This is a genomic window from Bacteroides cellulolyticus (genome assembly GCF_025567135.1).
Taxonomy (GTDB): domain Bacteria; phylum Bacteroidota; class Bacteroidia; order Bacteroidales; family Bacteroidaceae; genus Phocaeicola; species Phocaeicola cellulolyticus.
On sequence record NZ_JAOQJJ010000019.1, the window covers coordinates 1 to 26,518 of the forward strand.

General features: G+C 36.6%; 14 protein-coding genes. 1 reads left to right on the plus strand and 13 read right to left on the minus strand.

Annotated elements, in window-relative coordinates:
* Positions 1-127: 127 nt before the first annotated feature.
* From OCV82_RS13070 to OCV82_RS13120, 11 genes are all read right to left on the minus strand, one after another.
* Positions 128-1,495 carry a glycosyl hydrolase gene (locus tag OCV82_RS13070; RefSeq protein ID WP_154044807.1) on the minus strand — a complete coding sequence of 456 codons (1,368 nt, stop codon included), beginning with the start codon at positions 1,493-1,495 and terminating at the stop codon, positions 128-130.
* A 7-nt stretch (positions 1,496-1,502) separates the two neighbouring features.
* Positions 1,503-3,017 carry a glycan-binding surface protein gene (locus OCV82_RS13075; protein ID WP_154044808.1) on the minus strand — a complete coding sequence of 505 codons (1,515 nt, stop codon included), beginning with the start codon at positions 3,015-3,017 and terminating at the stop codon, positions 1,503-1,505.
* Between the two features lie 15 nt (positions 3,018-3,032).
* A complete protein-coding gene (locus OCV82_RS13080; RefSeq protein ID WP_154044809.1) occupies positions 3,033-4,748 on the minus strand; it encodes a RagB/SusD family nutrient uptake outer membrane protein in 1,716 nt (571 codons plus the stop codon).
* Between the two features lie 19 nt (positions 4,749-4,767).
* Positions 4,768-7,602 (minus strand): SusC/RagA family TonB-linked outer membrane protein, encoded by a 2,835-nt coding sequence (locus tag OCV82_RS13085; RefSeq protein WP_154044810.1) that lies wholly within the window; start codon positions 7,600-7,602, stop codon positions 4,768-4,770.
* A 21-nt stretch (positions 7,603-7,623) separates the two neighbouring features.
* Positions 7,624-9,594, minus strand: coding sequence for a RagB/SusD family nutrient uptake outer membrane protein (locus OCV82_RS13090; protein ID WP_154044811.1), 1,971 nt, complete (start codon positions 9,592-9,594; stop codon positions 7,624-7,626).
* Between the two features lie 11 nt (positions 9,595-9,605).
* Positions 9,606-12,818: a SusC/RagA family TonB-linked outer membrane protein gene (locus OCV82_RS13095; RefSeq protein ID WP_154044812.1), complete on the minus strand. Its 3,213-nt coding sequence runs from the start codon at positions 12,816-12,818 to the stop codon at positions 9,606-9,608.
* Positions 12,819-12,855: 37 nt separating this feature from the next.
* Positions 12,856-14,157: a glycoside hydrolase 5 family protein gene (locus OCV82_RS13100; protein WP_154044813.1), complete on the minus strand. Its 1,302-nt coding sequence runs from the start codon at positions 14,155-14,157 to the stop codon at positions 12,856-12,858.
* A gap of 499 nt (positions 14,158-14,656) precedes the next feature.
* The gene (locus OCV82_RS13105) at positions 14,657-16,168 is read right to left on the minus strand and encodes a glycosyl hydrolase (protein WP_154044814.1); all 1,512 of its coding nucleotides are present in this window, start codon (positions 16,166-16,168) and stop codon (positions 14,657-14,659) included.
* A gap of 162 nt (positions 16,169-16,330) precedes the next feature.
* Positions 16,331-18,769, minus strand: coding sequence for a beta-galactosidase GalA (gene galA, locus OCV82_RS13110; protein ID WP_154044815.1), 2,439 nt, complete (start codon positions 18,767-18,769; stop codon positions 16,331-16,333).
* Positions 18,770-19,151: 382 nt separating this feature from the next.
* Positions 19,152-20,108, minus strand: coding sequence for a glycoside hydrolase family 5 protein (locus tag OCV82_RS13115; RefSeq protein WP_154044816.1), 957 nt, complete (start codon positions 20,106-20,108; stop codon positions 19,152-19,154).
* A gap of 35 nt (positions 20,109-20,143) precedes the next feature.
* Entirely contained in the window at positions 20,144-22,351 is a 2,208-nt protein-coding gene (locus OCV82_RS13120) for an alpha-galactosidase (protein ID WP_154044817.1), read from the minus strand.
* 168 nt (positions 22,352-22,519) lie between these two features.
* Between OCV82_RS13120 and OCV82_RS13125 the strand changes: the two genes are divergently transcribed.
* Positions 22,520-23,410, plus strand: a complete 891-nt coding sequence (locus OCV82_RS13125) for an AraC family transcriptional regulator (RefSeq protein ID WP_154044818.1) — start codon at positions 22,520-22,522, stop codon at positions 23,408-23,410.
* 234 nt (positions 23,411-23,644) lie between these two features.
* On the opposite strand, the gene OCV82_RS13130 is transcribed toward OCV82_RS13125, so the two are convergent.
* Both OCV82_RS13130 and OCV82_RS13135 read right to left on the minus strand, forming a co-directional pair.
* Positions 23,645-26,005, minus strand: a complete 2,361-nt coding sequence (locus OCV82_RS13130; RefSeq protein WP_154044819.1) for a TonB-dependent receptor — start codon at positions 26,003-26,005, stop codon at positions 23,645-23,647.
* Between the two features lie 99 nt (positions 26,006-26,104).
* Complete coding sequence (locus OCV82_RS13135; protein ID WP_154044820.1) at positions 26,105-26,512, minus strand: HIT family protein; 408 nt, start codon at positions 26,510-26,512, stop codon at positions 26,105-26,107.
* Positions 26,513-26,518 lie beyond the last annotated feature (6 nt).

Below are 26,518 nucleotides of genomic sequence, written 5' to 3' on the forward strand. Positions count from 1 at the left end.
CTTCTGCCATAACTGATACATTTAGGGTTACACTATACAAAGGTAACTTCAGCTTGACTATTTACATTCTCTTTGGCGTGATTTTTTTATCTCATGGGAATTTCATTGTATATTATAATCAATGTAATTATTTAAGACTAGGCATCTTATCTCTCGTTATAACATTTTCATTCTGCATTGCTGTTCTCCACCAATCAGCATTTGCATGTTCATGCTCATCTTTATTAAACTCAGAAGACGTAGGATCATTAGTCCTATTATAATCATACCAAGTGACAAACCATGACCATTTTGCTCCAGCACTCCATTGACTACCTATATCAGGAATATTTCCACACTCACTTAAAGTTATAAGTTTGTTTGGCCATTCATTTGTCAACTGCTGAAAGATATCATTAGTTTTAGCGATGTCACTTACGTTATACATATCATAACCGATTATATCAACATAATCATCACCAGGATACCATGAGAAACCATCAGGTATTTCTTCATTATACTTTATAGCTAATGTCCATACCCATATAAGATTATTCAATCCTTTCTCTTTAAATCTATTGTACATTATCTGCCATAACTTTATGCAAGCCTGTCTGTCCGTTCCCCACCAAAACCAACTACCACCAGCCTCATGTAACGGTCGCCATATCACAGGGATATTCTTATTTTTTAAAAGAAGAAGATAATCTGCTACTTTATCTATATCTCTCATCATTATCGCATATTCCTCTGATGATTCATCATTTATCTTTGATACATCAAAGGATGTTTCCTTTGCGCCTTGCCCTGGAGTACAAGAATAGTCAACACCATTATTAGCCAACATATTCCAATGCCACATAGCAGCTACTATTCCATTATTATTCCACCAATTCTCCAAGAAGTCGATTTGCGAATAATCAATCCAGCTACCAGTAGATGAAGCATAGAGGTGAATATAATCTATACAGTTTATTGCAGGATATTTCCCTGTTTTGCTATAAACCCATTGTGCCTCATTTTGATTTAAAGAAACATTTGCCATAGTACCGGAAAGCACTTTTTTACCATAATTTTCTTTAAGGAAATTATATAAGTTAGTAGCTTCTTTGCTTAAAGCTAAGGCTTCATGTTCTACACATTTAAAATTAACAGTATAATCTTCTCTGGACACAAATCCATCATGTGTTTTAATTGCACCGGCAGCAAGCATTATCTCATAATCAGTATTAGAAACTGTATTTAAGCTAATAACAATCTCTTTATTTGTTGCTTTCAAATTGTTGGTTGTTTCACCATTTACAGTTATCTTGTTTTTGTCCAAAATCCAAACATCTGTATTAAAACTAAAAGTTACAACCATATTTCCTGGATATACAGTTTCATTATCCTGAGGTGAAATATTTAAAAGTTGTAACTCCGTTCCTGTAAAACTATCATCTGTATTATTTTTGCAGGAACCCGTTAACAGGGTTCCTACAATTAAAATAATATAACTAATTACCATTCTCATCATATTCAAATTATTCTATAGGGTCCAATCGTAAATTATCTATGTTAATACCTGCCGGAATACCACTACCATACATTCCCGTTGTTTTAGTTCCGAATGTAAAATCACCAGTAAGATCGGCATTAAGATCTGAGACCTTGTATGAAACAGTTATCCACTTACCATTAGTGGTTTCAGGGAAGAAACCTTGTCCAACCCACAACCAATTATCTGCCAGAATCAATTGCATAGCAGCCTGTGAAGCACCTGTTACACCTTCCTCAATCATCAAATCAAACTTAACTACATAATTCTCAATATTATTTACAGTACCTCTATCAACATGATTACAATTTAGCAGCCATATTTCACCTTCTACCGTTGTCTTCAGTCTTGCATATATATTTCCATTATTTTCTGTAGGAAATTCAAGTTCAACACCTGTAGTCCAGCTATTATCCCAACTTGCGTTATGCTCCTCTGTTGTTTCAAAGTCCATAAGTATAATTGTCTTGTCAGTAATAGGCTCTCTAGCATCATCAGTATCTTCAACAAATACAGAAGTAAATACACTAACTTTATTTATAGTATAATTCTGACCTGAAACGATCAAATCATTTCCGCTCAAATTAGCTATTGCATTTTCTGTTAATGTACACATATAATATCCTGCATCAATATCCTGTTGCGTAATCTCAAAGTATTCGAAATCAGTATCAATTCCAGGCCATCCTGCTGCCGTACATTTTAATGATCCCTGTGCTCCACTTTGAACATCGGAAATATATACCCTAATAACATCACCAGCTTTTAGTTCTGGCAATTTTGCATTTGCAATCTGAGCTGAAGCCGCCCAACCACCGGTCACAACAGGTTCACCTTCATACAACACAACCTCCTGCTCAACCCATGTACCTCCACCTGAGCCTTCAATGATATTAACATTCGGGAGACTCAAGGAAGAGCCATTTTTAAATACAAGAGCAACATTTACATTTTCACCAATAGGTGAATCTTCCGGCAACGTGAATTTGATAGCATCATTTGATTTGCGAATCATCTCTATAGATGAAATTTCAATTGTTTTATTTTCATCAAAGATTCTAATTTTATCAACTAATAGAAGATCTGAACCAGAAACTGTTAATTCAGTGCCTGTTACAGCGCCCTCATTATCCGAATACACATAAGATGTAAATAATGGATTTGCCTTTTTTATTGTTTGACGACTTGACACCTCACTGTCTGTTGTTCTTAAAACAAGAGGAGCAGCAGTTTCGCTGACATCTGTAGGAGCAATCACCTTCAATAATTTATCATCAACAACAGTTATATCCGTTGATGATTTCCCATCAGGGAATACCACCTCTGTTACATTATTAAGCGAAGTACCTGTTACTGTTACTTCAGTTCCATCCATTACTATAGTTGGGTAAAAAGATGAAATAGACAACTCCGAAGAAAGCATATCTTCATTCTCGTCAGAACATGATAAGAAATTGAAGCATGCGAATAATGCTACAAAATAATATATTTTCCTTTTCATTATTTCATCATTTAATTAGTTAATATTGTTTTCCCATCCTGGATTCTGTACCAAATTATGGTTCTTATTAATTTCCGAGAAAGAAATCGGGAAGAAATAATATTTATCGTCCCATATACGTTCTTTCTGATTTCTAGTTAAAATGATATCACCATTTGAATCCTTTGTAATATTTACAATCTTAATTGTCTTTAATTTGTCGCCTTGTTTCCAGCGCCTAATATCCCAGAAACGATGGTCTTCAAAAGCCAATTCTACAAATCTTTCACGCTCATACCTTTCCAACCAATTATCAGGAGTTCCACTCCAATGAGGCATCTGAACATCTTGGCGATCTCTAAGTATATTAATTGCGCCATTAGCTGTAAGATCAAATTCTCCAGGAGTATCCGCATTGTTATAATAATTATACATAGCTTCTGCATAATTCAAATAGAACTCACCTAAACGCATTATAATCCAGGCGTGAGATGTAGTTGTTGCATCATTTGTAGATATATTTACATTACCATCACAATACTTTTTCAGATAATATCCTGTTTCTGTAGCATTCAGTAACGGGCTTGCATTAATACCTCCCTCAAAAGTTTCTATAGGAGTAGGATTGTAATTCGGCCACAGGTCACCGTTTTTAACAACCGTCATACCGAATCTAGGATCAAGATTGGCATAAGGATTTACCTGGGTAACATTAATGGTCTGTTCTGAATATTTTTCTCCAAATGAAAGACCACTTCCATCATTAATTTCATATGCGTCAACAAGAGTCTGGGTAGGACACATTCCACCTTGACCATTTTCTACTCCAATCGGATAATTATACTGTTCCCATATACTCATCATTCCTTGTTTTGAAGCCATTATAACCTCAGAACCGTCACCATTCTCAGCGCCCCAAATATTAGCGTAATTACCTAAAGTTATTCCCCACTCTGCCGCATATTTAATAACATCATGATTTGCTCTGGCTGCGTCTAACCACCACTGAGTGTTATTTTCTGTATTAAACAGAGGTGAAGCTTTATAAAGTAAAACTCGAGCTTTCAATGCCAGACACATTGGACGTGTTGCTCTACCTATATCTTGATTAAGTTCATTCTTATAAGTAATAGGCAGATATTCAGCAATGCCATCAAGTTCTTCCACAATCCAGTCCATGATTTCAATCTTAGATTTCTGTTTCATTTGATTAGCTTCTGTCTCTGATAAAGTCTTTAATGTAAAAGGAACATCACCATATGCACGGACTAATTCAAAATAGAAGAATGCTCTAAGATATCTCACCTCATATTCAAATAATTCAAACTTAGTCTTCATTGCCTCATAATCATTATTATTCTCATATGCGCTGAGATCAATCTTATCTAATTTTTCAAGAAAATTATTTGCCTCAGCAATTGCCTTGTATGAGTTATCCCAAGTAAAGGAAAATGGATTCTGAGGATTCCATCCACCATTATAAAATATACGTACACTGGATGTTGATATTGAGCAATCAGCTTCATCTGATGCAGCAGCCAATGTAGAGCCGCTTGTTCCTTCATAATTTTTATCAAACCCATTAGGTACACGTGCATATACACTTGTAACAAGCTGCTGGATACCATAAACAGGGCTTTGATAAATCCATTCTTCATCGTTAGTAGTAACCTCTGTATAATTAAGGTCAACACAACTAATATTACTTACAGATAGTAATGCTAAAACCGAAATATATTTTGTTAGTTTCATGTTACATCTATTTTTAATGTTAAAATTTCACAGAGAATCCAACATTCACTCCCATTAAAGTAGGATAATTTGTTCCAATATTCTCAGGATCCATAACTTTTAAATTAGACAAAGTCATAAGATTTTCACCTTTAACAAAGAGTTTACACTGTGACATTTTTATTTTAGATATAAGATTCTCCGGCAAATAATAATAAATCTCACAATTCCTTAATTTAAAGAAGTTTATATTCTGATACCAAACATCGTTTGCACGATAATTATTATTATTTGTTCTTGATGTCAATCTAGGATATTTAGGGTTTTCACTATTGTCCCAGCAATTATCATAATATTCTTGAGACAAGTTGGCACCTCCAACCAAAGGTTGCCAAACGCCTGTAGTTCCTAGATAAGCAGTGTATAATGCCGCCCCCTGGAATAATGCGTTAAATCCAAAATCTTTAAATCTGAAACCTAAATTCAAAGAATAGTTCAATTCAGGAACACTAGTATCATATCCCAATTTAACGACATCGTTCTCATTTATAATTTTATCGCCATTTTGATCTTTATATTTAAAATCACCAGGTCTTACTATATCAAAATTCTGAGAAGGTGATGATGAAATCTCATTCTCATCTTTAAAGAAGCCATCAACTTCTAGCCCCCAAGCCTGATTAACACGACCACCTACAGCAGACATATAGTCATAAGCGACATTTTCTATAGTTCTCAATATTTTATTTCTTCCATAAGTAAAGTCAGCACCCACATTAAATGACAAGTCATTATTTACCTTCTTCACCCAATTGACACCAAATTCAGCGCCATAATTCGCGACTCTACCATAATTAATGTAAGAAGCTGGAATACCCATTACACTTGAAATCAATCCATCACCTGATAACAAGATATTATCCCTGTAATTATAATATGCATCAAGTGTAATATCCAATTGCTTTGCCAAACGCAAATCAGCTCCAATATTAAACTTATAAGCAGTTTCAAGCTTAAAGTCTTTGGTAGGCAAATATCCTATAAATGTACCCCAATTTTGAGAACCTGTTCCAGAACCAAAATAATAATCACCACCGCCGCCATTATAGTTCTCAAGCCATAGACCATTAACCGGAACATAATCAATATGTTGAATTCCAGCCGACAATCTCAGTTTTGCCAAGTTCATAAACGAAGCGTTTTCATCGTTCTTTATAATATAACCTAATGATAAAACAGGTGAGAACGACCATTTCTGAGGATATGATCTATTGGATCCATTCATTGCTAAAACTAAATCAGCAATATATTTCTGCTTCAAATCATAATGTAAATAAGCCATCACATTCATACGGTTATACGTCAAATACCTGTCTGTAACACCAACAGGTTTTGTGGTTGAATGTTTCTGATGCCAAATTAATGAAGCGTTAAAATTATCATCATCAGTAAAAGAAGTCTTATAATCGGCAGACAATGATAAATATGAAGAACTGTTATGCTGGTTAATATAGTAATTATAGTCCAAATTACTTGTTTTATTTCCTGCAGAATATGTAGTCAAACCAGAAGGAATACCATTTGCATCAAATGTATATCTCTGATATCCATACATATATCCCAAAGAGTTTGACTCATAAATTTCTGAGAAATTATTATATCCTACCCTACCGTTCACACTAAGTCCTTCTAACAACATTCCTAAATCCTGTGTCAAAGAAACATCCCCCTGAAACATTCTTGCATGCGACTTAAGAAAACCTGATGCTTGAATTTGAGCCACCGGATTGTTCATTCCGTATGTAGTATTACCTCCCCATACGTCAGCCAATGTACCCTCCGGATCGTTTTTTACAGGAAATGCAGAAGCTGGTGTCTGATAAAGCATCCAAGTTATACCAGCAGCATCAGCTCCATTAGGACGATTTGTTTCTATAAATGTTCCCAATGCATTTACTGACATCTTTGTTGTGGAAGTAAGTTGCATATCAAGATTGGCACGTACATTAGCCTTGGAAAACTTAAGCTGAGAAGAATACATTTCCTGATCTGTTCCTTCAAGCAAACCGCGGCTGTCAGTATAATCCAACATTGCAAAGAACTGCAGTTTTTCATTACCACCTTTCATAGATAGGTTTAACTGATCCTCAGAACCCATGTTTTTAAAGACCTCATCTTTCCAATCCACATTAGGGTAATAATATGGTGAAAGGTTTGTAGCGAAAGCATTCAATTCATAATCATTATACATAGGTGATAAGCCATCATTGATTCTACCTTTATTTATGGCCTGAGCATATGTATATGCATCTACAAAATCCGCGACTTTAGGATTAAAAGTAAATTTGTGATCATATCCTACCGAAATGTGCAATTTACCATCCTTTGTACCTCTTTTAGTCTTAACGAGCAAAGCACCGTTAACACCCTGGTAACCATATAATGCTGTAGCAGCAGCATCCTTAAGTATAGTTACGGACTCTACTTCATCTACAGTCAGATAATCTATAGAACGTTCAATACCATCTACAAGAATCAATAAATTATTCTCACTAGTTGTTTGATTTCCGCGTATATTCATCGTAGCACCATATCCAGACTCACCTGCGAATTTTCCATTTTTTAAAGCAGTTAATCCTAAAAGTCTTCCATATAGTGCATCTTTCAAAGATATAGCCGCAGTTTTTTCTAATTCTTCAGCGTATATCGTCTCTGTTGAAGCTGTTGATAATAATTGGCTTTGCTCAATATTCATTCCCAAATCAACCTTACCGTCTTTATAATCAATTAATGAACTTTGAGCATTAATATTATTAGCTACGGCCGCACATACTGCAGCAAGCCAAATTTTTGAGTTTATATAGTTTTTTTTCATTGTCTTCGAAATTATAAAAGATTAATACCAACCAGGATTTTGTGTCAGCCCATAATTCTTATTAATTTCATCAGGTGGAAGTGGAGCAAGTATCCATTTATTTGACCATCTTTCAGGGTTACTCCATACAAATCTTGGATTAGCGCCTTGTATCTCGAAAGGCACATACTCAAATTTTGTAGGGAAAGGTTCACCACTATCAGCCGACCATGGTTTTTCAACACGTTCGTTATTATCGTTCAAACGATAAATATTCATTCCTCTTAAATGTTTCTTAAAATCATTGACAAGAAGACGACGATTCATATCATGGAAACGACTTTCACATTCAAATCCCAATTCACATGCTCTTTCACGCATGATTTCGTTTATAAGATTTTCCTTGTTAGATATAAGATTAAGTTCAGGATTTTTTACTTCTATATCACCCAATCCAACACGACGTCTTACAATATTAATCTGTTCAATAGCTTCTCTATTTCTTCCACATTCCGCAAGAGCTTCAGCATAAATCAAGTATATTTCAGACAATCGCAAATAAGCTATCTGCATTGGTTCATTATCAATTATACCTTGACCACCCTGATCGTCTGAACCTAAATCAAGCACATATTTATAAGTCGGGAATCCCCAAGGCTTACAAGCCCAATCGCTACCGCAAACCTTAAACTCACCACCGACCCACATCTGTACAGGATTATCCGATCCATAATACTGATATTGGTAATCACGTTTTTGTACTACCATTGTTTCATATAAGCGAGGATCTCTATTTGCAAAAATATCCACTTCTGCAGGTGCCTGATTATAATATTTCTGACCATCAAAATTCTTTCCATCACTCCATGGGAACATTTCCATCCAATCCAAAGTCGCGGCACAGGCTCCAGTATGCCAAACATTTCCTGGGCATTGATCCCAGTCTGTAAGATATACTCTATCGTGAACTTCTATAATAGTCTCCTTATTTCCTCTTGCACGATAAGCTTTACGATACGCTTCTCTATAACCTTGTTCGGTTTGTGACGTAGCTTCAACTAATTTAAAGTAATTTCCATTCTCAGCATTCATTCTGAAAAACTCCTCACAAGCATCTACCACATCTTTCCAACGCTGTTGGTCGTAGTTTCCATACCATACCTGCAAAGCTTCTACAGCATCCTGAGGTTCTTCTGTACAATATGGAGTGTCACTATTAAAAATAGGACTAGCTACAAAACATAGCAATTTTGCTTTTAAACCAACAGCAGAAGCTTTTGTCATTCTACCTGCCCAAGTAGCCAAATCAGAGTCCGGTAAATTCCAAGGTAAATTAGGCTCTGCAATTGCTTCTTCAAGCAAACCTAATGCAAACTTTACTGTTTTATCAATTGACGAACGTCCTTCTTCCATTTGATCTTCACCTTTGAAAGCATGATCTACTATTGGAAGTCCTCCGAAATGACGTATTCCGTCAAAATATTTACATGCCAATATTATTTTTGCTTCAGCTGTATAACGTGCTTTCTCAGCATCAGTCATATCCGGAACTCTGTGTATATTATCTATAAGCAGTTCACAATCTCTGACACAATTCCATATAGATCTTTTACTCTGATTGGACATATTTTGGATGCCTCCTTGTGATATAAAGGCAAAACGACTTTGTACCCATCCCGGATTTGCATTTGCTGCAGTAAGATTTCCTGTATAAAACATACGACCAAGCTCATCCCAACCTAGCTCTGAATGCATTATATCAGACAAAGCTTCCATTACACCCGAGTTTAATGTATAACAACCCTTAAAAGGAGAATATAATCCTTCATAACATTGCCATAATAGATATTCAGTATAGACTTTTTTTGAGAATATAAGATCTTCATTAACATCTTCGCCTTCAGCCTTCTCAAGAAAAGAGTCACCAACTCTTATTTGATCAACACACGATGTCATTCCACAAAAGGTAGAAATCGTAAATGCAGTTCCTAATATATATTTTATTATTTTCATCTTTATTTCATTTAAAAGTTTACTTTCAAACCTAAATTAAACACTCTCATCAAAGGATACTTAATAAAGCTTCCATATCCACCACCAGTATTTTCAGGGTCATTTGCATCAAGTGGAGTAAATGTCAATAAGTTTGTTCCATTTGCAAAGACACGCAAATTTGTACCTTTAGGCAGCCAAGAGACATTATTAATGTTATATCCTATCTCAACGTTCTTTAATCTCAAATATTTTGAATCATAATACCAAATATTAGAATTAGCCTGATTCTGTTTTTCATTAGCAAAAGTAATACGTGGTATTTTTGCATTCTCCGCATTTTCTTCAGTCCAAGCGTTATCTACTACCCATTGCAACAAAGCTGAATTATATTGCTGACCAAATGGTTGTCTATAGACTCCATCTAAGTTTCTGGAAACATGTGCAGCACCAGACCATAGCATTGAGAAGTCAAAGTTCTTATACTGCAAACTGAAATTTAAAGCAAATGTAAATTCCGGATTGTCTGTATATCCCATATACATTTGGTCATACTCTTCAGTGATTACTCCATCACCATCCAAATCAACATATACAGCATCACCATTCATCAAATTAGATACCAACTGTTGTGGTATATCTTGACCAAATTTTTCTCTATAACGTTCTTCTGTGACTCCCTTTTCATAAAACTCAAAGAATAAGTATCCTTTTCTTGCACCTATTGAATGTCCTGTTGCATATGTCCAATCTGGAGAAACTTCTGTATCTTCGGTCAATCCAAGTTTCTTACCCATATAACTATTTGCTTTAACCAACTTATCAGGCCTTGTAATTTCAGCTTGTTCAATTATCTTATTTTTTGCATAAGATACTGTTGGAGAAATTGTAAATGAGAAATCCTTTCCTATTTTATCAGAATAACTCAAGGTTATTTCATAACCATGATTTTTCACTCTACCATAATTTATATATGAAGGTCTCAACGCAGTAGGAGCCTGTATCATATTTTCATTATTTATCAATATATTCTTACGATCTTCTGTAAAATAATCAAACCCTAAACTGATTTTATCATTCCAGAATTTTGCATCAAAACCGTAATTATACTTAACAGCAGTTTCCCAAGTTACATCTGGAGAAGCTGATGAATATTCACGTGCCACATTTAGGAATGTTGTATTAGTCGTTCCGAAGTTATAACCGGCGTAGTCACCAATGTTATTATAATAACCATTTGTGATAGTCCAGGCAGCAGGCAAATACAAGAATCTGTATCCCTGGCAGTTATCATTACCTACAGTACCTACAGATGCACGTAATTTCAAATATGAGAACACAGGCTTAATTGGTTTCCAGAAGTTTTCTTCTGATACAGTCCAACCAACTGACGCTGACGGGAAAATACCATAACGATGTCCTTTTGCAAAGTTTTCAGAACCGTTGTATCCCATATTAACATCAATCATATAACGATGATTATAATCATAAGTAACACGACCTACAAGACCTACATATCCTTTAGGAACTGATATATAAGCACTATTATTGGCATCCCATGAATAATATGATTTAGATTGGTTATACAACAACAATCCTGAGAAGTTATGATTTCCGAAGCTTCTAGAATAGTTAAAACTTGCCTCCGCATACCAGTTACGTTCAGGCCAAGAACTATCTGCATAACCAAGATTCCAATAATCACCTGTGCGCTGATAAACTATATTTCCGCTTTCATCTAGATAAGGCATATATTTTGCTGGCTGTCCACAAGTACGGTCTTTAACATTATAGTATGTAGAGTTATAAGAACCTTTCAACCTAAAATCCAAACCTTTTGTTATAAAGTCCAATTTCAGCTTATATATCAAGTCTAGATTTAAAACATTTGTAATTGTTTTTTTGTAACCCTGTCCATAAAATGTATCCAATCCGTCTCTTTGGCTTACTGCACTTTCATTACTTATCAATGCAGGGTTGGTTTTTATCCATTTACCATCAACTATTCCAGCACCAGAGAAAGGCTGCGCATCCATCAAATAACGGAATATATACTCTTCTCCGTTATCACCGCCATTATTACCGATACTATTTTTATTTTCAACTCGTCCTCCCAGGTTTATTGACAACTCTTGAAGTTTTCCTAAATTCAAATCCAAGTTTGCACGATAATTATATCTACGATATGAAAAGTTAGAATTCGGATCTTCTCCAAATGTCTTAAACATACCATCCTGATCAAGCATACCTAATGAAACGAAATACCTTGCTACCTGATTACCACCATTTATAGATATATTATGCTGACTTTGTAATGCCATATCATTCATTGCATAATCAACCCAATCAATATCAGGATACAATATAGGTTGGTCATGAGTTCTAAAATGCTCTATTACATCTTCAGAGAATCGTAATGTATTATTTCCATCAGACAATCTTGCGTTATTAAATGTAGTTGCATATGTATATGAGTCTGCCATATCCAAGAACTGTGTAACAGTTTGTATTCCCCATGATGTTGAAGCAGATATCTGAGTTTTTCCGGATGTACCGCGCTTAGTTGTAACCAAAATAACTCCATTAGCACCTCTCACACCATAAACGGCTGTAGCCGAAGCATCCTTCAATATTGTTATATCAGCAACTTCATTTGGATCTATCTGTGTAAATGAACGTTCGACACCATCAACCAATACCAATGGATTTGAACCATTTAGAGAAGCTTGACCACGAATAAATATTGTTGGATCATCTGCACCAGGGACACCAGAATATTGTACAGTAGAAAGGCCAGGCAATTTACCCGATATAGCGTTACCCAAAGATGCAGAAGGTGATTTCAACAACTCTTTACTACTTACATTAGAAACAGAACCTGTTACTGTTACTTTTTTCTGAGAACCATAAGCAATAACCACCACTTCCTCCAAAGCTTGAGTATCTGGAATCATTGTAATCCTCAAAGGCTTATCATTCTTTACGATAATCTGCTGTTCCTTATAACCAACATACGAAATTACCAATGTACTGTTTTTAGAGGTGTTTAAAATAAAATTACCATCAAAATCCGAAACAGTACCGGTACCAGTTCCTTGAACCAACACAGAGACACCGATTAATGGCTCGCCATTTTCATCGATGATGTTCCCTTGCACTTGTATTTCTTGTGCAAATGCCAACAATGGTATAAATGATATCACTAACATCATATACCATTTTCTAAAATCGATTAGCTTCTTCATTTCTATATAACTTGTTTATTATTAATGAATTATAATCTTATTCTTGTAATTTTACATTCGTATCTCTTACTAAGGACAAAGTACTTACATCAGAAGCGAACACAGAATTAAGTCCCTGCTGTTCTTGCGCCGGATCTCCTGTATAATCATCTCCTGGTTTCCAATACTCATATTCCGTAGAAGGATTGGCAAGACCTCCCCACCCCCAGAAGTTACATCCGGCAAACAATGTCTTTGCTTGAGCATTCTCATTTACCATATCAAATATAAAATTATAATATGCATCTCTGGCATTCACGGAAGAAGATTTAATGAACTGGAATCCGTCTCTAGGATAACCGAATTCCTCAAGCACCAAAGGCTTTTTATATTTTTCAGCTATAGCCAAATGTTCTTCAATATAAGATTTAGAATACTGTTTTGCTCTTTCAAGATTTTCCTGCAGACTATCTTTCTTAGCCCAGCCCCAATTGTAAGGCCAAATATGTATATTCATATAATCAACATTAGAATCGGAATGAATTTTTTCAAACAAATCCATATCACCCTCACATCCCCACTTGCCTTCACTTCCTGTAGAAACAAGATGATTTGGATCAAGTGATTTAATAAGCGCTGCGGCTTCGCTCATCCATTCAGCAAAATAATCTTTATTCTCCTGAAGAAAAGCACGAGGCTCATTACCAATCTGCCATGACATAATAGTAGGATCATCAATGTAACGGACTCCTGTATAACGATTAGTACGTGAAACAACATCTTTCACATAATTGGCATAAAGAGCCTGAGCGCTGTCTGAGCGAACAAACTCTCCAACGTAATTCATATATGCAGGATATCCATCTACAGCAGGAACAGGAGCTTTTCCATATCCTGCCCATTCTAGATACTGACCATATCCACCACTCCATTCCCATGAATTGTTCAAATACAACACTGCAAGCATATCTCTCTTACCCATCTCTTGCAAAAGAAAATCAAGTCCGGCAAATATTGTATCATTATATACACCTGGAGAAACTTGTAAAGTAGGCTCCACTTTTGCCGGAACCCCTCTTTTACCATCAGAACCAACCAAAATACGCAAGTTGTCTATACCAATATTTCTTAAAGAATCCAATTCACGACAAAGACGTTCACGATTTCCACCTTCACCTTCAGACGCCAAGATGGCACCATACCAGAAATTAGTACCTACATAATAATAAGGTCTGCCATTGCGAATAAACTGACCTTGTTCAACTCTAACAAAACTTTGTTTTTTTTGATTCTTAGAACCGGTAGTACAAGAAACTAAAACAGTCAAAACCAATAATAAAATTAAATTACGTTTCTGCATATCTATTAGATTTTATTTACATTGCAAATGTATTACAAACAGTAAAATAATTATAATATTATTTTATCCAAGAATTATCACTATAATAATTACTTTACTTTTTTAAAAATAAGACTACGTTATAAATCATACATATACACAAGTAAGGCAGCTTCACAAACTTAAAGCTGTACATAATTACAATATCATCTATCTATTCAAACACCTATTTCAGTTAACATCCTAGAATAAGCATCCACTATAAAAGCATTAATAGCCATGAAAAACAATTGATTTACAGTCCATTATAGCAAACAGTCAAAAAAACAATCATCAGTCATTATCCATATATCTTGATTTAGATAGAATATTGACAATAACAATTACATTACAACTTATGTAATTAAGTGTTTAAACTACGACACAATTCCCTATAAATAAAAAAAGTATTATAATATTCTTTATATGATAAAAATCTACTTAATATTTAAACTTGCATAAAATAATTAGAACATCTTGTTTAATATTTTACAGTCAATACATTCTTATTATGGAAAACATCAACAATATGGCTGGAATGATTCTGCTCATACAATAAATCGCCCCAACCCATAAATAATGCCCATGGAGCATCTTGCAAAAAACATTTATCAGGGTCAGGTAACGGCCCGTTTTCTGTCATTGCTATAATTTTTTTACCTCCTGTAAGATTATATAATTCATTAAACATATAATTCTGAACTCCGACATTAAAATCTCCAGGATACGAATCATATCCAACAATATCAACTTTATCATTGCCAGGATACCATTCTTCCTCATTAGACGACCATACCCAAATCAAATTATTAATTTCATGTACATTGGTTAAACGGTCATATAATAAATTCCATAGTTTCTTGCATGGTTCTGCTCCTTTTGCTCCCCACCAAAACCAACCGCCGCCGGCTTCATGTAGCGGACGGAACAATACCGGTACACCAGCCTCCTGCAATTTCTTCAATTTAGAAGCTACAGCATCAATATCCCTTAATATTAATTTATTTTCTTCTGTTCCATCCTCAACAGCTTTTGAAACGTCGAAATCAGTAAATTCAGTATAAAACGTATTTGTACCCGGTTTACCACCAGTAGGAGAACACCAATGCCAATGCAAAGTAACAATGCCCTGACTTTGTGTGGTTTTATACCATTCCAAAGCAGATTCAATAACTTTACTATCTACCGACCCAAAGACATGACCTCCCTGACCATTATTTGCCTCATTAGACCAATTATAAGGATAGCCTTCTGTATATGATGTCAGATCCCAACCATAAAGCATTGGCCTACAATCAGTAACATTAGCGACTGTTCTGCCTTCCAAATATCCTGATATAATCTTTTTACCGAAATTATTCAATAAATAAGCATACAGACTACGGGCGGATTCATCTGCATTTGGGTTTACCAATGTTTCTGATATACTATACTCATTCCTTAATGCTGTATATATTATGAACTTATCAATATATACGTCACCCCATCCTGCCTTAAAAGTTATAGAGTTTTCTCCTTTTTCAAGAATATATTTTCCCATATCACGCAGTTCAAAGCCTTCAGATACAGGAAAAGCCAACTGACATAATTCTGACAGTTGATCATTTACAATAAGATTATGAGAATTTCCTCCAACTGTAGAATATCTTATATACAAACGATACAAAGCTCTTTCAGGAACATTGAACTTCACTGTTATTGAAGCTTCTGAATTCCATAATCCAGCTACATATCCGGTTCCTGAATAACCATTAATAGATTTCTCTGATATTGCATTCTGCAGAAGACCATCTTCAGCCTCAAGTTCAGTCACTAATTTTTCATTATCCCATTCATGCAAAGTATCTTCCTGGTCATCAGCATCCGGTGGTGTAACAACTTCCTCTTCCTCCTCTTTACTATCATCAGGGAAACTCTCAAATGGAGTTTCAGCACATGATGCAATAAAAAACATACTGCATAAAACCATAACCAACAAATAATGTCTCTTCATATTTATATCACTTAATAAAGGGTTAATCAGATAAATTACATTAAATAGAAATTGAATGAAAAATTAGCTCATTCAAAAGAGTAGTGATTTTAGTAAAAAACAACACTACCACAAGGTATGTACATAACCATACGCATTAATAATACACACAAAATTTATACCTTATTTCTGAACATAAAACTTATAAGTCTTTGATTTTAAGCCTTTAGCCTTTACTTCCAACTTAGCTTCTCCTTCATCATAAGTACTCTGCAGTAAAATCTGGGCTAATCCATTAAATGCCTTTACACTAAAAGAACGTGCCCCAATTTCTGTCGGACGTTCTATATCTTGCCATGCCGGATCTCCATTTCCTACACCCAAAATTCGCACCGGACCTGTTACAGTGAACTCAAGACTATCACAGGCAGTAGGAACAAAACGTTTTTTACAATCCTGAAGCTCTACACGAAATACCATTACATCACGATTATCAGCCTTGAGATTTGTTCTATCGGCTGTCAATTCTATACGGTCAGGATTTCCTGTTGTTTCCAATTTCTCTTCCATTACGCGCTTACCTTTTTTGTATCCTATCGCCTTTACATATCCCGGATTATAAACAGTACGCCATGATAAATATCCATTTTCCGGCATTTTCTTGCGTCCCTGACTTTTACCATTTACTATTAATTCCACTTCATCACAATTACTATAAGCCCAAACATCAACACTATCACCCTCATGACCAGAAAGATTCCAATGAGGGAAAATATGCAATACAGGCTTATCTGTCCACCAGGATTTTAAATAATATGCCTCATCTTTGGGAAAACCGCAATAATCAAGAATACCAAATTGAGAACCGGTTGCAGGAAAAGACAAAGGATTTGGTTCACCTCTATAATCAAATCCAGTCCAATAAAATAGTCCGGCCAGATAAGGACGGGCCGAATAGAATTTCCACCCACGCTCAATACAATTCAGAAGACTATCCGGACCATTCGGCTTCCGGTTCAACGACATCATGTGACCTCTTTCCACGTCATCAAAATATATTCCTCTTGTGCCACAACCAGATGTCTCTTCCGAACCTAAAGCACGACGTTTTGGATAATCTTTACGGTGTTTTTCTACCGGATTCTGTAGTATATAATTATACCCGGCAACATCTGCTGGAATTAAAATAGCAGGTCCGCTACTAGAAGCCACAGTCATGTTTCGAGTCGGATCAAAAAGATGACAAAAATCACGCATAGTAGCCGCTATACGGGTACCACTTTCTTTCCATTCTATACCCCATTCCTCATTGCCGACACTCCAAAGTATTATAGACGGATGATTGCGGTCACGTTCTATCATACGACGCAATAAATCGATATGTTCTTTATTTATTCCAGTAAGTCGGTTTTCCTCTATTACAAGTATTCCTTCCCTATCACAGACATCAAGCATCTCCGGAGTCATAGGATTATGTGAAGCACGATAAGCATTGCAACCTAATTTTTTTAATTCTCTTATTCTATAAACCTGCAAAGCATCAGGAATTGCTGTTCCAACTCCCGGATGATCCTGGTGCATATTAACACCTTTAATTTTTATTTGTTTACCATTAAGTATAAATCCTTTATTCTCATCAAACTCTATGTGACGGATACCCATATTTGTGATATATGAATCAACCAACATCCCATCATTATATACTTCTGTCTCTACTTTATATATATAAGGATTATCTGTACTCCACAAATTCGGATTATTAATGCTTATCTTGCCGATAGAATGTCCATTTTCGCGTGGCAACAAAGTTTCTTTATCTGTTTTACATTCAGCAATCTGATTACCATCAGAATCTCGCAACACATGACGTAAAGTGTAAGAAACCGAATGTTGATAAAAATTCTCGACATCGGCTTCGATAGTAATTTCCGCTTTATCAAATGGAGCTTCAAGCTTGCTGTGAACAAATGTTCCGAATGGTGCGACATGTAACTTATCCATCTTATTTAACCATACATGCCTGTATATACCCGCACCTTCATAAAACCAGCCTTCCTCAAGTGTCGCATCTACACGAACACAAATCAAATTCTCTCCACCATAATTCAGATAATCGGTGATATCATACTCTTGTGTCGCATAGCCGCTTGGCTCATGCCCTAAATAAAAACCGTTCACCCATATTCGGGCATCACGGAATATACCGTCGAAACGAACGGATATGTGTCGTCCCAAATCTTCTTCTGATATAGAAAATGTCTTACGATACCAACCTACACTTGTTTCCGGATAACGATAGCCCACTGTCTTATATCCATGACTATGACTGGCCTTCTTATCAAAAGGCAAATCAACCACCCAATCGTGCGGCAAATCAACAGGCTTCCATCCATAAGCATCAAATTTTTCACTATAAGGACCTTTATTATGTATTGAAGCTGCCTTAGTCAAATAATTAAAATACTCTGTTCCGCAGCCAAAATCTTTCTCTGGGGAAGAAGCATTTCCAAATGCGAAATACCAGTTTTCATCAAAAAGAATACGTTCACGCTGTAAAGCCTGTGCCTTAAACGATAAAGTACAGACAAATGATAACAACAAAAACAAATAAGCCCTCTTCATAATTTTAAATTATAATGATTAAAGAAAAAAATAGTATCACATCACAACCATTTACCACAAAATAATAATATTATTAATATAAGACAAGCACTACAAAGCTCTACTTATCCATATATAAACACAAACAAAATGATACAATAAAACAAGAATACGATCACTAATAAAATCAAAAGACGTGTTAACATATCTATTAGATTTTACTTCAATTACAAATTTATTATAAATGAAAGCACAAACATAATATTATTTTATCCAAGAATTATCATTCTAAAAAAATAATACCACATATTAATACCATCATAAACAATAAAAGCTGCCCTTCAATATCAAGGACAGCTTTATACATACTAATTCTTGTATTTATTCTAATACCTATTTATAATCATTTTCTTAACAGTTCATCCCGAACTATAATTCCCCATTCTTTTATATCTTTATCCTTCCAGTCATAGTCAGGAGCCGACGGATAAAACATTGAACATGTTTCATCCTTATCTGATACTGACCAGGCCGCCCAACTGATTTTGTTCTTTTTCATCCACGACTGCCATTTATTCCATTCAACAATATCTATAGGCCCGTCTCCACTGGCTTCCATGCCTGCACACTCTGAAACAAATATCGGAAGTCCTTTCTTCAATGCATAATCGGCACGCTCGCGCAGTGACTCACGATGGGTTGCGGCATAAAAGTGTAATGTGTACATAATATTGTCAACATTTCTTATAGGATTGTCTGTAGCCAGATGTACATCCTGGTCCCAATGTGGAGTACCTACAAGAATTAAAGCTTCCTTATCCACTTCTCTTATAACCTTTATGACCTCTTCAGCGTATTTTTTCACATCATCCCAAGAGTCTTCTACCGGTTCATTGAAAATTTCGTATATTACATTTGGAACTCCTTTATAACGGAGTGCTATATCATGGAAAAACGATTTTGCCTCATCTGTATGTATTCCATGACTATGCCAGTCTATGATGACATACATATTGTTTTCTATAGCGGCATCGGCTACTTCTGTTATACATCTTACAGCTTTTTCAGATTCTGACATATAGGCCCCTTCAGGTTCTACTCCCATTGCGGCACGAACCAGAGTACAATTCCATTCGTTCTTTAAAGTTTTTATGGCAGAGGTATTATAAAAACGAGGCCACCAATTATGCCAACCCAAGCTTACCCCTCTTAACACCACATTCTCTCCACTCTTATTTACCAGAGAAGTACCTTTGACCATGAGTCGTTCAACTTTATCACCAGAAACGGCAGGAATAACACTGCATAAGGCCAAACAAATAAAAGCTATAATACGCAATCTAAAATCTAATCTAATCATGTCATTACCTATGTATAAGTCTTAATCAAAAAAAATTATTTTACTTCCTCCAGATAAAGGACTCTACTTGAATAGTCATTCTGCTTATGATAGTCAACCTTATGATTATAAGGTATTTCCAAGCCGTTGGCCATCAGATATGCACCACTGAATATTTTTCCTTCGAATTCCAACGGAACATTGTCTATACGGTTAAGTTCCATAACCTTGTATTTCTTTTCAGGATCAAGTCCTGCCATTGTGACTCTAGGCAAATGCTGATTTACAAAGTGCTCGGTTTTCCACCAATAGAACACAGCCTTATCTTTTACGTGACTAACATACATCAAAGATGCCACTCCAAGTTTATCGTACGGAGACATCAAACGATATATATCACCAAACTGTACAACAGGACGTATCCTCTTATAGTCGGCTATTGCCTTACGGCACAAATTCTTTTCTTCGTCAGTCATATTCTTAGGCTGGATTTCCATTCCCAATCTTCCGCTCATGGCAACATCTATACGATATTTCAATGGAATAGTACGGAATGTCTGGTGATTTGGAGCCGCACTTATATGAGACGCCATAGCGATGGCAGGGAAGAAATATGATGTACCCCACTGCATGTATATTCTCTGCAAGGCATCTGTATTGTCGCTCACCCAAAACTCGTCAAAATACGGGAGATAGCCATAATTTGCACGTCCGCCACCACTTGCACAGGCCTGGATAACCAAATCCGGATATTTTTCTCTGATTCTCTGGCATATTTTTTCAAATCCCCTGTGATATTCTATATACATGTGGCTCTGATTGTCCTTTGTCAGATAATTTGAGCCATGATTCATTATAGCCATATTGGCATCCCATTTAATATATGCTATCTTAGGGTGCTCTATCATCAGATTGTCAACTATATCAAACGCGAAGTCCTGTACCTCAGGATTGGCCAGATCAAGCACTACCTGTGTTCCTCCACGTCCCAACACCGGGTCACGCTGTGGGGATTTAATAATCCATTCGGGATGTTTTTCATAAAGTTCGCTTGTGGTATTTGCCATTTCTGGTTCTATCCATATACCAAACTTTATGCCGTGCTTCTTGGCATCACGGATAAGCCCATCTATTCCTTCAGGAAGTTTTTTCTCATCAACCACCCAGTCGCCAAGCGAGGAGCTGTCGTTGTTACGAGGATATTTGTCGCCGAACCATCCGTCATCCATCACGAAAAGCTCGCCTCCCATTGAAGATATATCTTCCATCATCTGGTCCATTCCTTTCTGGTTTATATCGAAATATACACCTTCCCAGCTGTTCAGAAGGATATCGCGTTCCTTGTCTCCATGAGCCAGTTTATATATTCTTCCCCACTTATGGAAGTTTCTGCTTGCTCCACTTAATCCCTCATTACTATATGTAAGAGCCAGCACAGGAGTTCTGAATACCTCTTTCTTATCCAGGCTATACGATGAATTCTCTTCGTTGATACCGGCATAGAACTGATGATAATCGCTGTCGTCTGTATCTATTCTTAATTTATAGTTACCTGTATAACAAAGGGCTGCTCCGATAACTCTCCCCTCGTTTTCCTGCGGTTTACCGTCGAGCGAAAACATAACTTCCGCATGCGATGTATGTGAATTTCTTACTCCGTCCTTATTCTTTATTACAGTCATACCCGGTTCCAGAGGTTCCTGCACCAGCTGACCTTCGTTAGCCCATGAGCCGCTGAGATGAGAAAGCCATACATTTCCTCTACGTATAGGAAGATATGCTGATGAATATTGAGTAAGCAAAACAGGTTTCTTTTCCGTATGACTTATTTCGGTCCATGTTTCTATCATATCCACATCCGAATAGGCCTTATAATACACATCAACATAGAACGGATAGACATTATCCTTCAATTTCACACTGGTAACTGTAGTCTGTTCATCCTTATATGTGTCAACATCCACAACACTCATTTGTGTTGACATATTTCCATCGGCATGTTTGACAGACAGTGCCACTTCTCCCGGACAATACATACCATATACCGGATATGCATTATGATTGCAGTTACTGCCTTGCTCTATATTCTCCAGATCTGTTCCACTAAGTTTATTTCCATAATAAAGGTATTTCAATTCTCCACCTTTTTGCGCTTTCAGAACTAAAGATGTATTAGGAGTGGAAATACAAATATTTTGTGCAAATAACGTGTTTGTTGCAAGTATAGATGCACCCGCCAAAAGAAGAAATTGTTTCATTTTCATGCTTTTCATCGTTTTTTAGTAACAAAATTATTTTATTTACCGCAAAAATAAGCCTTACTTTTGATTTTGAATAATACTGTTTTATCATATTTTGATAGAAAACTTATTTCAAGTTTTGTTATTATATTTTATTACGTATATTTGTACGGACTGAAAAAATTAAATATTATGGAGAAACAAAACAGCGAAAGTTTTATACGCGAAATAACACCACTATCCGATAAAGACTGCTTTTATATAGCAGACCGCCACAAAGAAGGATTCACATATCCGATGCATTCACATAAGGAGTTCGAACTGAACTTTGTGGAACATGCTCCGGGAGTACGTCGTATTGTTGGAGATTCCTCCGAAGAGATTGGAGATTATGATTTGGTCTTGATAACAAATCCCGATCTGGAGCATGTGTGGGAACAGGGCAAATGCACATCAAAGAATATCAGGGAAATAACAATCCAGTTTGTCCCTACCTTTATCAATGGTCTTATAGACAAGAACCAGTTTGACTCCATTCATAAAATGCTGGAGAAAGCCAAGAACGGAATAAGCTTTCCTATTGATGCCATAATGAAAACTTACTCATTAATAGACAAGCTTCCAGAGATGAAAGGTTTTTATGCGGTTATTAACTTTCTGACCCTGCTATACGAACTGTCTCAGTTTACGGAGCAGGCCCGCACATTATCAAGTTCCTCGTTCGCAAGAATAGAGGTACATTCGGACAGCAGAAGAGTACAGAAAGTCCAGAGTTATATAAACAAACATTATCGTGAAGAAATCAGGCTGGAACAACTGGCAGATATGGTAGGAATGACAGAAGTTTCTTTCAGCCGCTTTTTCAAACTTCGTACCGGCAAAAACCTGTCTGAATATATAATAGACTTACGTTTGGGACATGCCACACGTCTTCTGGTGGATTCAACCATGAATATAGCTGAGATTTGCTATGAATGCGGTTTCAATAATTTATCAAACTTCAACCGTATATTCAAGAAGAAAAAGAATTGCTCTCCTAAAGAATTCAGAGACAATTATCGCAAAAAACGTACTGTAATCTAAGCGTGCGCACATTCGATTCAAAGCGTGCGTCCATTCGATTCAAAACGTGCGTACGTTTCAAGTAAAATGTGCGCACATTTTTTTCGGACAATAAAAATGCTTAAATACTGACATAAACGGTCATTCCAAGTTCGGAATTAAGCTAATAGACTTTTGTTTACCAGTTCATAAGTTTTCTCAAATATTCCGTCAATTCGGAAGCCATCTTCTGATGTTGCCTCATCGAAGGATAAATCAATATTCAAACGTGATACCAATGGTAGGAAGCAGGGTTCCACTTTCCATCTTGATATTTTTCATTATATAGTGTCCTGGACGCTCTGGATCCTCTACTCCCGTACTCATAAGAGCATCAGGCTGACGTAATTTGCTTGCAGTGATGTTCTGTATGTCGAGATAAAAGCCTAGCATACATTTCTTCAGATAGAATGTCTTGTCAACTCTGACATCAAGCTGACCGAAAGCCGGAAGACGCTCCATGTTATAACGGCTGTAGTCATAGTAAGCACGTCCCTGCACATTCCATGCTTCTATAAGAGAAGATTTTTCCTTATCGTATGGGGTATAAGGAGAACCGCCTATGGCACATACACGCATACCTACACTCCAGTTCTTAGGCAAATTGTATGTACCGCTCATATTGAAGATAAACCTATTGTCCCATGCCGATGCTACATATTTATCATCTGCACCCGATTTGAACTCACTTCTGAAAAGTGTCAATGATGAAGAAAGATTAAGTTTCTTTGCCAACAGCCATTTGAACATTATTTCGACACCATAAGAACGTCCTTCCGCTTCAGACACAAGTGGTTCATTACCGATAACGCCGTAATCGTTTCCTTTGCACGACAAAGGTATATTGTCGGCAACAGAAAGAGGCATGTTGTTATATTTCTTGTAGAAACCTTCTGCCGATACTTCCATTGTTTCGGTAGGATTCCATGTCAGTCCCAAACTTTCCTGAGTGACAGATGTATAGTCCAGGTCCTTATTCACATATACGTCTTCATTATTCTTATATCCCAAGGCTGTATATGCAGGCAGCTGATAATAAAGCCCCATGTGACCGCTCAGGTAAAGACCGTCTATAAGACGATAAGATACGGAAAGACGTGGCGACAGCTGTCTCCAGAGTTCCTTCATCTTGTCGCTATAGTTATTTCCGTCGGTACGTACTCCTAAAGAAGCTGTAAACCTGTCATCGAATGAGGTATAATCGGCTGATGCATATATTCCCCATCGCAACATATTGAGACGGGTATCGTAATTGAACTCACGCAGTACATCGGTAAAAATCTTCTGATATGTATCATTAGTATAATGTGTATAATTCAGTTCGAAACCTGCATTCATTTTCCATGAATCCCATTCGGATGTATTCTCCACTCTAAGTTTTGTTTCCTGCTCCACCGAGCCCAGATCCAGATTCAGATTATCGGGATTGCTGTCATCATTGTCCTGATACTTGTAATTACGGTTATGCAGATAGCTGTGACTCAAAGTCACCGACTGTACATGATTTCCCGCATAATGACGGTAAACACCTCCAAGAGTGAATGTTTCCTGCTCTATGGTAGGAAGATAGCTCAACAGATATTCAGCATAGTCGCCGTCAATATCCATATTAAGCTTCATGCGGTCAAGACCTCCAAGCCCAAGAACGGTAAGCTCGTTCTTATCATTAAATCTTGTCTTTATCTTGAACGAAGCATCTGTATATGCCGGAAGAAAAGGAAGGCCCAAAACCTTGAACAACATCTGAAGATATGACTGGCGCACTGATACAAGATAAGAAGTCTTATCGCCTATGTGGCCGTTCGAACTGAGAGAAACTTCGGAAGCTCCCAAAGTGGCTTTCAATGAATTGCGCTCCATGCTTCCATCACGAAGGCTGAAGTCGAGCACAGAACTAAGCGCGTTTCCTCTGTGTGCAGGGAAAGCGCCGCTATAAAATTTCACATTACGTATCAGGTCTGCATCAATCAGTCCTACAGGACCGCCGGATGCGCCCTGAGTACTAAAATGGTTTATGTTAGGTATTTCCACTCCATCCAGATAAAACCTGTTTTCAGAAGGGCCTCCACCACGCACTATGAGGTCATTTCTATATCCTATAGGCGAGAACGCCACTCCCGGATAGTTCTGAACCACGCGAGATATATCACGGTTTGCTCCTGGAGCCTTTTCTATCTCCTGAAGACCTATAACTCTAAGGCTGACAGGGCTTTCTGCCACTCTTCTGAAAGGTGAGGCCGTAACAGTAACTTCCGATATGGAAGTACTTTCCTCCTCCATCTCTATATTTATGTGCGGTGTAATATGATTGACTCTGTATTCTTCGGTAAAAACAGTTTTATAACCGATGGTGGAAGCTCTGAGCTGATATATTCCAGGAGGAACTGAATTAATGGTAAAATTTCCGTTGACATCTGTCGATGCACCTATATTAAGGCCTACTACAAGTACATTCACAAATTCCAATGGTTCGTGAGTGGTCTTGCTGATTACCGTTCCTTTTATCTGATAGTTCTGGGCCATGACAGTCACTGCAATAAACAGCAATAATATTCCACTGAAGATTCTTTTATTCATAAAAACAGGTTTTCCACATTAACAGATTACAAATTTAATGATAACAAATAAAAAAAGCCATCTATTCGGATGGCTTTTAATGCTTATATATTAGGAAAATTATTTCTGAGCTTCAGTCCATGCCTTGTTTATTGCATTTGCGATAGACACAAACTCTTCTGAAGTAAGCGACAGTTTAGGATTTGAGAAAAGCATATCCGATTCCTTTTGTATAGGAATAAGGTGAATGTGTGCATGTGGCACTTCCAAACCGATAACTGCCTCTCCAACCTTCTTGCACGGGAATGCCTTCTGTATTGCCAACGCCACCTTCTTGGCAAAGACATGCATTTCAGCCAATTCGCTGTCTTCAAGGTCGAATATATAATCAACTTCTCTCTTAGGGACAACCAATGTATGTCCTTTGACTAACGGATTGATGTCAAGAAAAGCATAAAATTTTTCATCCTCTGCTACTTTGTAACTTGGAATCTCTCCTGCAATGATTTTACTGAATATTGTTGCCATATATTA

Bases quoted from the DNA above. Each gene is read 5' to 3' on its own strand.
- OCV82_RS13095 (WP_154044812.1), bottom strand. From the start codon at position 12,818: ATGAAGAAGCTAATCGATTTTAGAAAATGGTATATGATGTTAGTGATA.
- OCV82_RS13070 (WP_154044807.1), bottom strand. From the start codon at position 1,495: ATGATGAGAATGGTAATTAGTTATATTATTTTAATTGTAGGAACCCTG.
- OCV82_RS13100 (WP_154044813.1), bottom strand. From the start codon at position 14,157: ATGCAGAAACGTAATTTAATTTTATTATTGGTTTTGACTGTTTTAGTT.
- OCV82_RS13075 (WP_154044808.1), bottom strand. From the start codon at position 3,017: ATGAAAAGGAAAATATATTATTTTGTAGCATTATTCGCATGCTTCAAT.
- OCV82_RS13090 (WP_154044811.1), bottom strand. From the start codon at position 9,594: ATGAAAATAATAAAATATATATTAGGAACTGCATTTACGATTTCTACC.
- OCV82_RS13080 (WP_154044809.1), bottom strand. From the start codon at position 4,748: ATGAAACTAACAAAATATATTTCGGTTTTAGCATTACTATCTGTAAGT.
- OCV82_RS13125 (WP_154044818.1), top strand. From the start codon at position 22,520: ATGGAGAAACAAAACAGCGAAAGTTTTATACGCGAAATAACACCACTA.
- OCV82_RS13115 (WP_154044816.1), bottom strand. From the start codon at position 20,108: ATGATTAGATTAGATTTTAGATTGCGTATTATAGCTTTTATTTGTTTG.
- OCV82_RS13105 (WP_154044814.1), bottom strand. From the start codon at position 16,168: ATGAAGAGACATTATTTGTTGGTTATGGTTTTATGCAGTATGTTTTTT.
- OCV82_RS13130 (WP_154044819.1), bottom strand. From the start codon at position 26,005: ATGAATAAAAGAATCTTCAGTGGAATATTATTGCTGTTTATTGCAGTG.
- galA (WP_154044815.1), bottom strand. From the start codon at position 18,769: ATGAAGAGGGCTTATTTGTTTTTGTTGTTATCATTTGTCTGTACTTTA.
- OCV82_RS13085 (WP_154044810.1), bottom strand. From the start codon at position 7,602: ATGAAAAAAAACTATATAAACTCAAAAATTTGGCTTGCTGCAGTATGT.
- OCV82_RS13120 (WP_154044817.1), bottom strand. From the start codon at position 22,351: ATGAAAATGAAACAATTTCTTCTTTTGGCGGGTGCATCTATACTTGCA.
- OCV82_RS13135 (WP_154044820.1), bottom strand. From the start codon at position 26,512: ATGGCAACAATATTCAGTAAAATCATTGCAGGAGAGATTCCAAGTTAC.